14 protein-coding genes are annotated in these 13964 nt (G+C 60.1%); 13 read left to right on the top strand and 1 reads right to left on the bottom strand.

The window, feature by feature from the left end; translation table 11 throughout:
- The first annotated feature begins 172 nt into the window (after nucleotides 1–172).
- Nucleotides 173–4381: a DNA-directed RNA polymerase subunit beta' gene (rpoC, locus tag RCCGE510_RS00270; protein WP_007626098.1), complete on the top strand. Its 4209-nt coding sequence runs from the start codon at nucleotides 173–175 to the stop codon at nucleotides 4379–4381.
- 163 nt (nucleotides 4382–4544) lie between these two features.
- Here the strand turns inward: rpoC and RCCGE510_RS00265 are convergent, their stop codons facing one another.
- On the bottom strand, nucleotides 4545–4838 hold the full coding sequence (locus RCCGE510_RS00265; RefSeq protein WP_007626097.1) for a hypothetical protein: 294 nt from the start codon (nucleotides 4836–4838) through the stop codon (nucleotides 4545–4547).
- Nucleotides 4839–5336: 498 nt separating this feature from the next.
- Between RCCGE510_RS00265 and rpsL the strand changes: the two genes are divergently transcribed.
- From rpsL to rpsC, 12 genes are all read left to right on the top strand, one after another.
- Nucleotides 5337–5708, top strand: coding sequence for a 30S ribosomal protein S12 (rpsL, locus tag RCCGE510_RS00260; protein WP_003547537.1), 372 nt, complete (start codon nucleotides 5337–5339; stop codon nucleotides 5706–5708).
- Nucleotides 5709–5784: 76 nt separating this feature from the next.
- On the top strand, nucleotides 5785–6255 hold the full coding sequence (gene rpsG, locus RCCGE510_RS00255; protein WP_003578662.1) for a 30S ribosomal protein S7: 471 nt from the start codon (nucleotides 5785–5787) through the stop codon (nucleotides 6253–6255).
- Between the two features lie 29 nt (nucleotides 6256–6284).
- Nucleotides 6285–8384 carry an elongation factor G gene (fusA, locus tag RCCGE510_RS00250; protein WP_007626088.1) on the top strand — a complete coding sequence of 700 codons (2100 nt, stop codon included), beginning with the start codon at nucleotides 6285–6287 and terminating at the stop codon, nucleotides 8382–8384.
- 68 nt (nucleotides 8385–8452) lie between these two features.
- Nucleotides 8453–9628, top strand: coding sequence for an elongation factor Tu (gene tuf / locus RCCGE510_RS00245; RefSeq protein ID WP_007626086.1), 1176 nt, complete (start codon nucleotides 8453–8455; stop codon nucleotides 9626–9628).
- Between the two features lie 154 nt (nucleotides 9629–9782).
- The gene (gene rpsJ, locus RCCGE510_RS00240; RefSeq protein ID WP_003547547.1) at nucleotides 9783–10091 is read left to right on the top strand and encodes a 30S ribosomal protein S10; all 309 of its coding nucleotides are present in this window, start codon (nucleotides 9783–9785) and stop codon (nucleotides 10089–10091) included.
- A gap of 39 nt (nucleotides 10092–10130) precedes the next feature.
- Nucleotides 10131–10772, top strand: coding sequence for a 50S ribosomal protein L3 (gene rplC / locus RCCGE510_RS00235; protein WP_007626085.1), 642 nt, complete (start codon nucleotides 10131–10133; stop codon nucleotides 10770–10772).
- Between the two features lie 12 nt (nucleotides 10773–10784).
- Nucleotides 10785–11405 carry a 50S ribosomal protein L4 gene (gene rplD, locus RCCGE510_RS00230; protein ID WP_007626084.1) on the top strand — a complete coding sequence of 207 codons (621 nt, stop codon included), beginning with the start codon at nucleotides 10785–10787 and terminating at the stop codon, nucleotides 11403–11405.
- The gene (locus tag RCCGE510_RS00225; RefSeq protein ID WP_003547550.1) at nucleotides 11402–11695 is read left to right on the top strand and encodes a 50S ribosomal protein L23; all 294 of its coding nucleotides are present in this window, start codon (nucleotides 11402–11404) and stop codon (nucleotides 11693–11695) included. Before rplD ends, RCCGE510_RS00225 begins: the two co-directional genes overlap by 4 nt.
- Nucleotides 11696–11706: 11 nt before the next feature.
- On the top strand, nucleotides 11707–12543 hold the full coding sequence (gene rplB / locus RCCGE510_RS00220; protein ID WP_007626082.1) for a 50S ribosomal protein L2: 837 nt from the start codon (nucleotides 11707–11709) through the stop codon (nucleotides 12541–12543).
- 15 nt (nucleotides 12544–12558) lie between these two features.
- The gene (gene rpsS, locus RCCGE510_RS00215) at nucleotides 12559–12837 is read left to right on the top strand and encodes a 30S ribosomal protein S19 (RefSeq protein WP_003573797.1); all 279 of its coding nucleotides are present in this window, start codon (nucleotides 12559–12561) and stop codon (nucleotides 12835–12837) included.
- A gap of 2 nt (nucleotides 12838–12839) precedes the next feature.
- Complete coding sequence (rplV, locus tag RCCGE510_RS00210; RefSeq protein WP_007626081.1) at nucleotides 12840–13229, top strand: 50S ribosomal protein L22; 390 nt, start codon at nucleotides 12840–12842, stop codon at nucleotides 13227–13229.
- Nucleotides 13229–13960, top strand: coding sequence for a 30S ribosomal protein S3 (gene rpsC, locus RCCGE510_RS00205; protein WP_003547554.1), 732 nt, complete (start codon nucleotides 13229–13231; stop codon nucleotides 13958–13960). The genes rplV and rpsC overlap by 1 nt, the downstream gene beginning before the upstream one ends.
- The last annotated feature ends 4 nt before the right edge of the window (nucleotides 13961–13964 follow it).

Below are 13964 nucleotides of genomic sequence, written 5' to 3'. Positions count from 1 at the left end.
CGCTGCCAACGCGGCGCACGCCGGTCCCACCGGGCGCCGTATCCGTGTCGGCCCGGAAGGGAAGTTTCGCCGCATCTTGCGGTTATTCTCGTTTAAGCGAGGGAGGCGGCTCCCGGGAAATTGCCGCCGACCATCGCATTTTGAGGGCGCTCAGCCCATGAAGGAGACAGGCATGAACCAAGAGGTCATGAATCTTTTCAATCCGCAGGTGCCTGCGCAGAATTTCGATTCCATTCGGATTTCTATCGCATCTCCGGAGAAGATCCTCTCCTGGTCTTACGGTGAGATCAAGAAGCCGGAAACCATCAACTACCGTACGTTCAAGCCGGAACGCGACGGTCTGTTCTGCGCGCGCATCTTCGGGCCGATCAAGGACTACGAATGCCTGTGCGGCAAGTACAAGCGCATGAAGTACAAGGGCATCATCTGCGAAAAGTGCGGCGTCGAAGTTACGCTGTCACGTGTTCGCCGTGAGCGTATGGGCCATATCGAGCTCGCCGCTCCGGTTGCCCATATCTGGTTCCTGAAGTCGCTGCCATCACGCATTTCGACGCTGCTCGACATGACGCTGAAGGATGTCGAGCGCGTTCTCTACTTCGAAAACTACATCGTCACCGAGCCGGGCCTGACCGCCCTGAAGGAGCACCAGCTCCTCTCGGAAGAAGAGTACATGCTTGCCGTCGACGAATACGGCGAAGACCAGTTCACCGCGATGATCGGCGCTGAGGCGATCTACGAGATGCTGGCCTCGATGAACCTCGAAAAGATCGCTGGCGATCTGCGCGCTGAGCTTGCCGAAACCACCTCGGATCTCAAGCAGAAGAAGCTGATGAAGCGCCTGAAGATCGTCGAGAACTTCATGGAATCCGGCAACCGTCCTGAATGGATGATCATGAAGGTGGTTCCGGTCATTCCGCCGGATCTGCGTCCGCTGGTTCCGCTCGACGGTGGCCGTTTCGCCACCTCGGATCTGAACGATCTCTACCGCCGCGTCATCAACCGCAACAACCGTCTGAAGCGCCTGATCGAGCTTCGTGCGCCTGGCATCATCATCCGCAACGAAAAGCGCATGCTGCAGGAATCGGTTGACGCGCTGTTCGACAACGGCCGTCGCGGCCGCGTCATCACCGGCGCCAACAAGCGTCCGCTGAAGTCGCTCTCCGACATGCTGAAGGGCAAGCAGGGCCGCTTCCGCCAGAACCTGCTCGGCAAGCGCGTCGACTATTCCGGCCGTTCGGTCATCGTCACCGGCCCGGAACTGAAGCTGCACCAGTGCGGCCTGCCGAAGAAGATGGCGCTCGAACTCTTCAAGCCGTTCATCTATGCCCGCCTCGACGCCAAGGGTTACTCCTCGACCGTCAAGCAGGCCAAGAAGCTGGTCGAAAAGGAAAAGCCGGAAGTCTGGGATATCCTCGACGAGGTCATCCGCGAGCACCCGGTTCTCCTGAACCGCGCACCGACGCTGCACCGCCTGGGCATCCAGGCCTTCGAACCCACCCTGGTCGAAGGCAAGGCGATCCAGCTGCATCCGCTCGTCTGCACGGCCTTCAACGCCGACTTCGACGGTGACCAGATGGCTGTTCACGTGCCGCTGTCGCTCGAAGCCCAGCTCGAAGCCCGCGTGCTGATGATGTCGACCAACAACATCCTGCATCCGGCCAACGGCGCGCCGATCATCGTTCCCTCGCAGGACATGGTTCTCGGCCTCTATTACCTGTCGATCCTCAACCAGAACGAGCCGGGCGAAGGCATGGCCTTCTCCGATCTCGGCGAACTGCATCACGCTCTTGAAACCAAGGTCGTGACGCTGCACACCAAGATCCGCGGCCGCTTCAAGTCGATCGACGAGGATGGCAAGCCCTACTCGAAGATCTATGAGACGACGCCTGGCCGCCTGCTCATCGGCGAACTTCTGCCGAAGAACGGCAAGGTGCTGTTCGACATCTGCAACCAGGAAATGACCAAGAAGAACATCTCCAAGATGATCGACACGGTCTACCGCCACTGCGGCCAGAAGGACACGGTCATCTTCTGCGACCGCATCATGCAGCTCGGCTTTTCCCATGCCTGCCGCGCCGGCATTTCGTTCGGCAAGGACGACATGGTCATTCCGGATGCCAAGGCCAAGATCGTTGCCGACACCGAAAGCCTGGTGAAGGAATACGAGCAGCAGTACAATGACGGCCTGATCACGCAGGGCGAAAAGTACAACAAGGTTGTCGACGCCTGGGGCAAGGCCACCGAAAAGGTCGCCGAAGAGATGATGGCCCGCATTAAGGCGGTCGAATTCGATGAGAGCACCGGTCGCCAGAAGCCGATGAATTCGATCTACATGATGAGCCATTCCGGTGCTCGCGGTTCTCCGAACCAGATGCGCCAGCTGGGCGGCATGCGCGGCCTCATGGCCAAGCCGTCGGGTGAAATCATCGAGACGCCGATCATCTCGAACTTCAAGGAAGGCCTGACCGTCAACGAGTACTTCAACTCGACCCACGGCGCCCGCAAGGGTCTTGCAGACACCGCCCTGAAGACCGCCAACTCCGGCTACCTGACCCGTCGTCTCGTCGACGTCGCGCAGGATTGCATCGTCACGCACGTCGATTGCGGAACGCAGACGGGCCTCACCATGACCGCCATCGTTGATGCCGGCCAGGTGGTTGCTTCGATCGGCGTCCGCATCCTCGGCCGCACGGCGCTCGATGACATCGATCATCCGATCACGGGTGAGCGCATCGTCGATGCCGGCAGAATGATCCTCGAGCCCGATGTCGTCGAAATCGAGAAGGCCGGTATCCAGTCGATCCGCATCCGTTCGGCGCTGACCTGCGAAATCCAGACCGGCGTCTGCGCAGTCTGCTACGGCCGCGACCTCGCGCGTGGTACGCCTGTCAACATGGGCGAAGCCGTCGGCGTCATCGCTGCTCAGTCGATCGGTGAACCGGGCACCCAGCTCACCATGCGTACCTTCCACCTTGGCGGTACGGCAACCGTGGTCGACCAGTCGTTCCTCGAGGCCTCGTACGAAGGTACGGTGCAGATCAAGAACCGCAACATCCTGCGCAACTCCGATGGCAACCTCGTTGCCATGGGCCGCAACATGACCGTCCAGATCCTGGACGAGCGTGGCGTCGAGCGGTCTTCGCAGCGTGTGGCCTACGGTTCGAAGCTGCATGTCGACGAAGGCGACAAGGTCAAGCGCGGCCAGCGTCTAGCTGAGTGGGACCCCTACACCCGTCCGATGATGACCGAAGTGGCTGGTACCGTTCAGTTCGAAGACCTGGTCGACGGTCTCTCCGTTCTGGAAGCCACCGACGAGTCGACCGGCATCACCAAGCGTCAGGTCATCGACTGGCGTTCGACGCCGCGCGGTTCGGACCTCAAGCCGGCGATCGTCATCAAGGATGCCAGCGGCAACATCATGAAGCTGTCTCGCGGTGGTGACGCCCGCTTCTTCCTCTCGGTCGACGCCATCTTGTCGGTCGATTCGGGCACCAAGGTCTCTCAGGGTGACGTCCTTGCGCGTTCGCCGCTTGAAAGCGCCAAGACCAAGGACATCACCGGCGGTCTGCCGCGTGTTGCCGAGCTCTTCGAAGCCCGCCGTCCGAAGGACCACGCCATCATCGCAGAGATCGATGGTACGATCCGCCTCGGCCGCGACTACAAGAACAAGCGTCGCGTCATCATCGAACCGGCTGAAGACGGTGTCGAGCCTGTCGAATACCTGATCCCGAAGGGCAAGCCTTTCCACCTTCAGGAAGGCGACTATATCGAAAAGGGTGACTACATCCTCGACGGTAACCCGGCTCCGCACGACATCCTGGCGATCAAGGGCGTGGAGGCTCTGGCCTCCTACCTCGTCAACGAGATCCAGGAAGTCTACCGCCTGCAGGGCGTTGTCATCAACGACAAGCACATCGAGGTGATTGTCCGTCAGATGCTGCAGAAGGTGGAGATCACCGATGCAGGCGACTCGACCTATATCGTCGGCGACAATGTCGACCGGATCGAGCTCGAAGACGTCAATGATCATCTGATCGAGCAGGGCAAGAAGCCTGCCTACGGCGATCCGGTTCTTCTCGGCATCACCAAGGCGTCGCTGCAGACCCCGTCCTTCATCTCGGCCGCGTCCTTCCAGGAAACGACCAAGGTGCTGACGGAAGCTGCGATCGCCGGCAAGACCGACGGCCTGCAGGGTCTGAAGGAAAACGTCATCGTCGGCCGCCTTATCCCGGCCGGCACCGGCGGCACCATGACCCAGATCCGTCGCATCGCCACGTCGCGCGACGAGATGATCCTCGAAGAGCGCCGCAAGGGCAGCGGCGCAGCCGTTGCCACGCCGATGCTGCAGGACATGGCCGAAAAGGTTCCGGCTGCGGAATAATCCGCAGCGGAAGCCGCCACTTGGTGGCACACGAATTGAAAAACCGCCCGGAGCGATCCGGGCGGTTTTCGTTTGTTGTCTGCTTTGGTTGGTCGGGGGGGAGGGAAGCGCTGCTTCCGCTTATGCTGCCTTTGGCGACCCGCAGCGCAAGCGGCGGCTCCCTTCAGTTGAAGCGGATGATCGCGACCTCGCCATCGACGGCACCCTGATAGGCGGAGGCGTGCGGCTCTTCGGCCGGCACCTCGGTCAGCATGCCGATCTGGTCGAGATCGGCCTCGATGAAGCCTTCCTCGGCAAGGGCGTTCAAGGCCTCGCGTACGGCAGTGTCGTCGTCGGGCGCCTTCAACATGATGTGCAGGTCGATGCCTTCGCTGCCGTCGGACTCGTAGCCTTTGCCGATGATGATGAAGATCATCGGCCCGTCGAAATTATTGTCGTTATCAGGTGTCGTAATCATCGCCTGTCCTTCGGCTCTTTGACGATTCGGTCGCTCGAATCCTGCTGTGAGGGCCGCACGCCGCAATTGCTGATTCCTTAACTGCTTTTGCTGCAATGCCCAAGTTTTTATCTTGGTGCTCGGCCCTGATTTCGTCTAGAAGCCTGAATTCAGGGCCTTAGGCCCGCAGATCAAGGCGATGCGGCGAGTTTATTTCTTAACCGGCCTTGACGAGATCGGTGGAAACCAGTAGTACCCCGGCCATCAGATCCCATGTGAGGCTTGGCTGTTCGGGGCGACGCGCCCTGAAGTTCACCTCAAACAAGGTTCTAAACGCACGTTGAAGTCATGATGCTGCACGCACGACGCATATTATATGCGTCCTCTGCTCCTTGTGGTCCATCTGCGGAAGCGGATCGGGCCATATTTTGCGCATTGACGGAAAGCATGCGTCACTGCCGGAGACGGCGCGAGTTCAAGCCCGCAAGGGTACTGAGATAAAACGTAAGGGATGGTTGAATGCCTACCGTAAACCAGCTGATCCGCAAGCCTCGCCAGGCGAACGTAAAGCGTAACAAGGTTCCCGCACTCCAGGAGAACCCGCAGAAGCGCGGCGTTTGCACGCGCGTCTATACGACGACGCCGAAGAAGCCGAACTCGGCTCTGCGTAAGGTCGCAAAGATCCGCCTGACCAACGGCTTCGAAGTCATTGGTTACATCCCCGGCGAAGGTCACAACCTTCAGGAACACTCCGTCGTCATGATCCGTGGCGGCCGCGTCAAGGACCTTCCGGGTGTCCGTTATCACATCATCCGCGGCGTTCTCGATACCCAGGGTGTCAAGAACCGCAAGCAGCGCCGCTCCAAGTACGGCGCGAAGCGTCCGAAGTAATTCGGTTTTGAATAATTCGGCGCTGCGCGAGGTCCTCCGCGTGATGAAGCGCCTTAACGGTTGAAGAGACGAAAATATGTCCAGACGTCATAAAGCAGAAAAGCGCGAGATCAATCCGGACCCGAAGTTCGGCGATCTCGTCGTCACCAAGTTCATGAATGCCATCATGCTCGACGGCAAGAAGTCCGTTGCTGAAAACATTGTCTATGGCGCGTTCGACGTCGTCCAGGGCAAGTCCAAGCAGGAGCCGCTCACGGTTTTCCATTCTGCACTCGACAACATTGCTCCGCACGTTGAAGTCCGCTCGCGCCGCGTCGGCGGTGCGACCTATCAGGTCCCGGTCGATGTTCGTCCGGAGCGCCGCCAGGCTCTCGCCATTCGCTGGCTGATCGCTGCTGCCCGCAAGCGCAATGAAACGACTATGGTTGACCGCCTTTCCGGCGAACTGCTCGATGCGTCCAACAACCGCGGCTCCGCCGTCAAGAAGCGCGAAGACACGCACAAGATGGCTGATGCCAACCGCGCGTTCTCGCACTATCGCTGGTAATTCCGAACGGTATCGAAAGGCAGTCCACAATGGCTCGCGAATATAAAATCGAAGACTACCGCAATTTCGGTATCATGGCGCATATCGACGCCGGCAAGACCACGACCACCGAGCGTATTCTTTATTACACCGGCAAGTCGCACAAGATCGGCGAAGTTCACGACGGCGCAGCCACCATGGACTGGATGGAGCAGGAGCAGGAGCGTGGCATCACGATCACCTCTGCTGCCACCACGACCTACTGGAAGGGCCGTGACGGCAAGACCCGCCGCTTCAACATCATCGACACTCCCGGCCACGTCGACTTCACCATCGAAGTCGAGCGTTCGCTGCGCGTTCTCGACGGCGCCATCGCGCTGCTCGACGCCAACGCCGGCGTTGAGCCGCAGACGGAAACCGTCTGGCGTCAGGCCGAGAAGTACAATGTCCCGCGGATGATCTTCTGCAACAAGATGGACAAGACCGGCGCGGACTTCTACCGCTCCGTCGAGATGATCAAGACCCGTCTCGGCGCAACGGCTGTCGTCATGCAGCTGCCGATCGGTGCGGAAACCGAGTTCAAGGGCGTCATCGATCTGATCGAGATGAACGCCCTCATCTGGCGCGACGAGTCGCTCGGCGCCCAGTGGGATGTCGTCGAGATCCCCGAGGACATGAAGGCTAAGGCTGAAGAGTATCGCGAAAAGCTGATCGAGACGGTCGTCGACATCGACGAAGCCGCGACGGAAGCCTATCTCGAAGGCATTCTGCCCGACAACGACAAGATCCGCGAACTCGTTCGCCGCGGCACGATCGACGTCAAGTTCCACCCGATGTTCTGCGGCACCGCCTTCAAGAACAAGGGCGTGCAGCCGCTGCTCGACGCTGTTGTCGACTACCTGCCGTCGCCGATGGACATCCCGGCGATCAAGGGCATCGACTTCAAGACGGAAGCTGAAATCGAACGTCACGCCGATGACAACGAGCCGCTTTCCATGCTCGCCTTCAAGATCATGAACGACCCCTTCGTCGGTTCGCTGACCTTTGCTCGCATCTACTCCGGCAAGCTCGAAAAGGGCACGTCGGTCATCAACACGGTCAAGGACAAGCGCGAGCGCGTCGGCCGTATGCTGCAGATGCACTCCAACTCGCGTGAAGACATCGAAGAAGCTTTCGCAGGTGACATCGTTGCTCTCGCCGGCCTCAAGGAAACCACGACGGGCGACACGCTCTGTGATCCGCTGAAGCCGGTTATCCTCGAGCGCATGGAATTCCCCGAGCCGGTCATCCAGATCGCCATCGAGCCGAAGACCAAGGGCGACCAGGAAAAGATGGGCCTGGCGCTCAACCGCCTGGCTGCTGAAGATCCGTCCTTCCGCGTCAAGACCGACCAGGAATCCGGCCAGACCATCATCGCCGGCATGGGCGAACTGCATCTCGACATCATTGTCGACCGCATGCGTCGTGAATTCAAGGTCGAAGCAACCGTCGGTGCGCCGCAGGTCGCTTACCGCGAAACCATCACCAGGACGCACGAAGAAGACTACACGCACAAGAAGCAGTCCGGTGGTACCGGCCAGTTCGCTCGCGTCAAAATCGTCTTCGAACCGAACCCGGACGGCGAAGAATTCAAGTTTGAATCGAAGATCGTCGGCGGCTCCGTTCCGAAGGAATACATCCCGGGCGTCCAGAAGGGCATCGAAAGTGTTCTGTCTTCGGGTCCGCTCGCTGGCTTCCCGATGCTCGGCGTCAAGGCGACCCTCATCGATGGTGCCTTCCACGACGTCGACTCCTCGGTTCTCGCCTTCGAAATCGCATCGCGTGCCTGCTTCCGTGAAGCAGCCAAGAAGGCCGGCGCTCAGCTGCTCGAGCCGATGATGAAGGTCGAAGTCGTGACCCCGGAAGATTATGTCGGCGACGTCATCGGCGACCTGAACTCCCGTCGCGGTCAGATCCAGGGCCAGGAAAGCCGTGGTATCGCCGTCGTCATCAACGCGAACGTCCCGCTCGCGAACATGTTCAAGTACGTCGACAACCTGCGCTCCATGTCCCAGGGCCGCGCTCAGTACACGATGACCTTCGATCACTACTCGCCGGTCCCGTCGAACGTCGCAACAGAAATCCAGGCAAAGTATTCCGGTCAGAAGTGACCGGAATACCAATTGACCGATAACAAGAATTAGATCCCTTCGGGGACTAGCAAAATGGAGACCCGAAAATGGGAAAGAGTAAGTTTGAGCGCAACAAGCCGCACGTCAACATTGGCACGATTGGCCACGTTGACCACGGCAAGACGTCTCTGACGGCAGCGATCACGAAGTACTTCGGTGAGTACAAGGCGTACGACCAGATCGACGCTGCTCCGGAAGAAAAGGCCCGCGGCATCACCATTTCGACGGCACACGTCGAGTATGAGACGCCGGCCCGCCACTATGCGCACGTCGACTGCCCCGGCCACGCCGACTACGTCAAGAACATGATCACCGGTGCTGCCCAGATGGACGGCGCGATCCTGGTGTGCTCGGCCGCTGACGGCCCGATGCCGCAGACGCGCGAACACATCCTGCTGGCCCGCCAGGTCGGCGTTCCGGCCATCGTGGTGTTCCTGAACAAGGTCGACCAGGTTGACGACGCCGAGCTTCTCGAACTGGTCGAGCTCGAAGTTCGCGAACTGCTGTCGTCCTACGACTTCCCAGGCGATGACATTCCGATCGTCAAGGGTTCGGCGCTTGCTGCTCTCGAAGATAGCGACAAGAAGATCGGCGAAGACGCGATCCGCGAGCTGATGGCCGCTGTCGACGCCTACATCCCGACGCCTGAGCGTCCGATCAACTTGCCGTTCCTGCTGCCGATCGAAGACGTGTTCTCGATCTCGGGCCGCGGTACGGTTGTGACTGGCCGCGTCGAGCGTGGCATTGTCAAGGTTGGCGAAGAAGTCGAGATCGTCGGCATCCGCCCGACGACGAAGACGACGGTGACCGGCGTTGAAATGTTCCGCAAGCTGCTCGACCAGGGCCAGGCCGGCGACAACATCGGCGCGCTGATCCGCGGCGTCACCCGTGACGGCGTTGAGCGTGGCCAGATCCTGTGCAAGCCGGGTTCGGTCAAGCCGCACAAGAAGTTCATGGCTGAAGCCTACATCCTGACGAAGGAAGAGGGTGGCCGTCATACGCCGTTCTTCACCAACTACCGTCCGCAGTTCTACTTCCGCACGACCGACGTGACGGGCATCGTATCGCTGCCGGAAGGCACGGAGATGGTCATGCCGGGCGACAACGTCACGGTATCGGTCGAGCTGATCGTTCCGATCGCGATGGAAGAAAAGCTGCGCTTCGCGATCCGCGAAGGCGGCCGCACCGTCGGCGCCGGTATCGTTGCTTCGATCGTCGAGTAACTAGCGGCTGGGCCACCAGGCCCAAGGAAAGGATAGGGACGCCGACCTCGGTGTCCCTCTCGATCTTTGAAACCGGTGGCCCGCCAACGTAACTGAAGGTAAGTCGTGTCCCTCGATGGTGACACGCGGATAACAGACACAAGGATAAAGTCGAATGAACGGCCAGAATATCCGCATCCGCCTGAAGGCGTTCGATCACCGGATTCTCGATGCCTCCACGCGCGAGATCGTATCGACGGCTAAGCGCACCGGTGCAAGCGTCCGGGGCCCCGTTCCGCTTCCGACCCGCATCGAGAAGTTCACGGTCAACCGGTCTCCGCACATCGACAAGAAGAGCCGCGAACAGTTCGAGATGCGCACGCACAAGCGCCTTCTCGATATCGTTGATCCGACCCCGCAGACGGTAGACGCGCTGATGAAGCTCGATCTCGCCGCCGGTGTCGATGTTGAGATCAAGCTCTGAGACCTCGGGTCTTCGGGCTGAGTGAGAAGGATTGAACCGATGCGTTCAGGTGTGATTGCACAGAAGGTGGGAATGACCCGCGTCTATAACGACGCCGGCGAGCATGTCCCGGTAACGGTACTGCGCATGGAGGCCGTCCAGGTCGTCGCTACGCGCACTGTCGAAAAGAATGGCTATACCGCAGTTCAGCTCGGTGCCGGCCAGGCGAAGGTGAAGAACACGTCGAAGGCGATGCGCGGCAACTTTGCCATTGCCAATGTCGAGCCGAAGGCCAAGGTCACGGAATTCCGCGTGTCGGAAGACCAGCTGCTTGAGATCGGCACTGAGATCAAGGCCGGTCACTTTGCAGCCGGTCAGCTCGTCGACGTGACGGGCACGACGATCGGTAAGGGTTTTGCCGGCGCCATGAAGCGCCACGGTTTCGGTGGTCTCCGCGCCACGCACGGTGTGTCGGTTTCGCACCGTTCGCACGGTTCGACCGGCTCGCGCCAGGATCCGGGCAAGGTTTTCAAGAACAAGAAGATGGCTGGTCACATGGGCCAGACGCGCGTCACGACGCAGAACCTGGAAGTGGTTTCGACCGACGAAGATCGTGGTCTGATCCTGATCAAGGGTGCTGTTCCTGGTTCCAAGGGTGCTTGGATCATCGTGCGCGACGCCGTCAAGTCGGCCGCGAAGTAAGGAGCCAGATCAATGGAATTCAACGTCAAAACCCTCGAGGGAAAAGACGCCGGGAAGGTTTCCCTTTCGGACGCGATTTTCGGCCTCGAGCCCCGCGAAGACATTATCGCCCGCGTCGTCCGCTGGCAGCTTGCCAAGAAGCAGCAGGGCACGCACAAGGCAAAGGGCCGCGCTGAAGTTTCGCGCACCGGTGCCAAGATGTACAAGCAGAAGGGTACGGGCCGCGCCCGCCACCATTCGGCTCGCGCTCCGCAGTTCCGCGGCGGCGGCAAGGCTCACGGCCCAGTCGTCCGCAGCCACGAGCATGACCTTCCGAAGAAGGTTCGTGCACTCGGCTTGCGCCTCGCTCTTTCGGCCAAGATCAAGGCCGATGACGTCATCGTCATCGACAACCTGGTTGCCACCGAAGCCAAGACCAAGGCTCTGGCGTCCGTATTCGAGACGCTCGGCCTGACCAACGCCCTCTTCATCGGTGGCGCAGAACTTGATGGCAACTTCAAGCTCGCAGCTCAGAACATCCCGAACATCGATGTTCTTCCGATCCAGGGCATCAACGTTTATGACATCCTGCGCCGCGGCAAGCTCGTGCTTTCCAAGGCTGCGGTTGAAGCGCTAGAGGAGCGATTCAAGTGACCGATCTTCGCCACTACGATGTGATCGTCTCTCCGGCAATCACCGAAAAGTCCACACTGGTATCCGAAAACAACCAGGTTGTTTTCAATGTCGCCAAGCAGGCGACGAAGCCGGAAATCAAGGCTGCTGTCGAGGCGCTGTTTGGCGTCAAGGTCACGGCCGTCAACACTCTGCTGCGCAAGGGCAAGACCAAGCGGTTCCGCGGTTTCGTCGGCAAGCAGAAGGACGTGAAGAAGGCTGTTGTGACCCTGGCTGAAGGCCAGACGATCGACGTCTCCACCGGTCTCTGAGGTATAAGAAAATGGCATTGAAAACATTCAATCCGATCACCCCGAGCCAGCGCCAGCTGGTCATCGTCGACCGTTCGGCCCTCTACAAGGGCAAGCCGGTCAAGGCGCTGACGGAAGGCCTGACCAAGAGCGGCGGTCGTAACAACCTCGGTCGCATCACCGCCCGCTTCATCGGCGGCGGTCACAAGCGTACCTATCGTCTGATCGACTTCAAGCGTCGCAAGTTCGAGGTCGAAGGCACGGTCGAGCGTATCGAATACGATCCGAACCGTACGGCTTTCATCGCGCTGGTGAACTATGCTGATGGCGAGAAGGCTTATATCCTCGCTCCTCAGCGCCTCGCTCCGGGCGACAAGGTCATCGCTTCCGAGAAGGCTGTCGACGTCAAGCCAGGCAACACCATGCCGCTGCAGTTCATCCCGGTCGGCTCCATCATCCACAATGTGGAAATGAAGCCGGGCAAGGGTGGTCAGATCGCTCGCTCCGCCGGTGGCTACGCGCAGCTCGTCGGCCGTGACCAGGGAATGGCGATCCTTCGCCTGAACTCCGGTGAACAGCGTCTCGTTCATGGCTCCTGCCTTGCTTCGATCGGCGCCGTCTCCAACCCTGACCACGCCAACATCAACGACGGCAAGGCCGGTCGTACAGTTTGGCGCGGCAAGCGTCCGCACAACCGCGGTGTTGTCATGAACCCGGTCGACCATCCGCACGGCGGTGGTGAAGGTCGCACCTCTGGTGGCCGTCACCCGGTTACCCCGTGGGGCAAGCCGACCAAGGGCAAGCGCACCCGGTCGAACAAGTCGACCGACAAGATGATCATGCGCTCGCGTCATCAGCGTAAGAAGTAAGAGAGGAAGTCTCCAATGGCTCGTTCAGTATGGAAAGGTCCGTTCGTTGACGGCTATCTTCTCAAGAAGGCTGAGAAGGTTCGTGAAGGCGGTCGTGCAGAAGTGATCAAGATCTGGAGCCGTCGCTCCACGATCCTGCCGCAGTTCGTCGGTCTTACCTTCGGCGTCTACAACGGCAGCAAGCATATCCCGGTCAGCGTCAATGAAGACATGGTCGGCCACAAGTTCGGTGAATTCTCTCCGACCCGCACCTATTACGGTCACGGCGCGGACAAGAAGGCGAAGAGGAAGTAACAATGGGCAAGGCAAAAGCCGAACGCCGGCTGAAGGACAACGAGGCGCAAGCAGTCGCCCGCACGCTCCGCGTCAGCCCCCAGAAGCTCAACCTGGTTGCTGCGGCTATCCGCGGCAAGAAGGTCGAGCGCGCACTCGCTGAGCTGGAGTTCTCCCGCAAGCGCATCGCAGGTGCCGTCAAGAAGACGCTCGAATCTGCGATCGCCAATGCCGAGAACAACCACGATCTCGACGTCGACTCGCTTGTCGTCGCCGAGGCCTATGTCGGCAAGTCGATCGTCATGAAGCGTTTCCACGCTCGTGGCCGCGGTCGCGCGTCGCGCATCGAAAAGCCCTTCGCGCACCTGACGATCGTCGTTCGTGAAGTGCAGGCAGTAGAGGAGGCCGCATAATGGGTCAGAAAATCAATCCAATCGGTTTCCGTCTTGGCATCAACCGTACCTGGGATAGCCGCTGGTTTGCGGACAATGCCGAGTACGGCCAGCTGCTGCACGAAGACCTGAAGATGCGCAAGTTCGTCATGAGCGAACTGAAGCAGGCCGGGATCTCCAAGGTGGTCATCGAGCGTCCGCACAAGAAGTGCCGCGTCACGATCCACTCGGCGCGTCCGGGCCTGATCATCGGCCGCAAGGGTGCGGACATCGACAAGCTCCGCAAGAAGCTGTCGGAGATGACCAATTCGGAAACGCACCTCAACATCGTCGAAGTGCGCAAGCCCGAAGTCGATGCGACGCTGGTCGCTCAGTCGATCGCCCAGCAGCTCGAGCGCCGCGTGGCTTTCCGCCGCGCCATGAAGCGCGCCGTTCAGTCCGCGATGCGTCTTGGCGCCGAAGGCATCAAGATCACCTGCGCCGGTCGTCTCGGCGGCGCTGAAATCGCTCGTACGGAATGGTACCGCGAAGGTCGTGTGCCGCTGCACACGCTGCGCGCCGACATCGACTACGGCACGGCTGAAGCAGAAACCGCATTCGGCATCTGCGGCATCAAGGTCTGGATCTTCAAGGGCGAAATCCTTGAGCACGATCCGATGGCTTCCGAGCGCCGTGCGATGGAAGGTGACGCCCAGGGTCCGGCAAGCCGTGATCGTGACCGCGACAGAGACCGTCGCCGCGACAACGCTTGATAGC

The sequence above is a fragment of the Rhizobium sp. CCGE 510 genome (assembly GCF_000292525.1).
Taxonomy (GTDB): Bacteria; Pseudomonadota; Alphaproteobacteria; order Rhizobiales; family Rhizobiaceae; genus Rhizobium.
This window is presented reverse-complemented; position numbering and strand designations above follow the sequence as displayed.

Bases quoted from the DNA above. Each gene is read 5' to 3' on its own strand.
- rpoC (WP_007626098.1), top strand. From the start codon at position 173: ATGAACCAAGAGGTCATGAATCTTTTCAATCCGCAGGTGCCTGCGCAG.
- RCCGE510_RS00265 (WP_007626097.1), bottom strand. From the start codon at position 4,838: ATGATTACGACACCTGATAACGACAATAATTTCGACGGGCCGATGATC.
- rpsL (WP_003547537.1), top strand. From the start codon at position 5,337: ATGCCTACCGTAAACCAGCTGATCCGCAAGCCTCGCCAGGCGAACGTA.
- rpsG (WP_003578662.1), top strand. From the start codon at position 5,785: ATGTCCAGACGTCATAAAGCAGAAAAGCGCGAGATCAATCCGGACCCG.
- fusA (WP_007626088.1), top strand. From the start codon at position 6,285: ATGGCTCGCGAATATAAAATCGAAGACTACCGCAATTTCGGTATCATG.
- tuf (WP_007626086.1), top strand. From the start codon at position 8,453: ATGGGAAAGAGTAAGTTTGAGCGCAACAAGCCGCACGTCAACATTGGC.
- rpsJ (WP_003547547.1), top strand. From the start codon at position 9,783: ATGAACGGCCAGAATATCCGCATCCGCCTGAAGGCGTTCGATCACCGG.
- rplC (WP_007626085.1), top strand. From the start codon at position 10,131: ATGCGTTCAGGTGTGATTGCACAGAAGGTGGGAATGACCCGCGTCTAT.
- rplD (WP_007626084.1), top strand. From the start codon at position 10,785: ATGGAATTCAACGTCAAAACCCTCGAGGGAAAAGACGCCGGGAAGGTT.
- rplB (WP_007626082.1), top strand. From the start codon at position 11,707: ATGGCATTGAAAACATTCAATCCGATCACCCCGAGCCAGCGCCAGCTG.
- rpsS (WP_003573797.1), top strand. From the start codon at position 12,559: ATGGCTCGTTCAGTATGGAAAGGTCCGTTCGTTGACGGCTATCTTCTC.
- rplV (WP_007626081.1), top strand. From the start codon at position 12,840: ATGGGCAAGGCAAAAGCCGAACGCCGGCTGAAGGACAACGAGGCGCAA.
- rpsC (WP_003547554.1), top strand. From the start codon at position 13,229: ATGGGTCAGAAAATCAATCCAATCGGTTTCCGTCTTGGCATCAACCGT.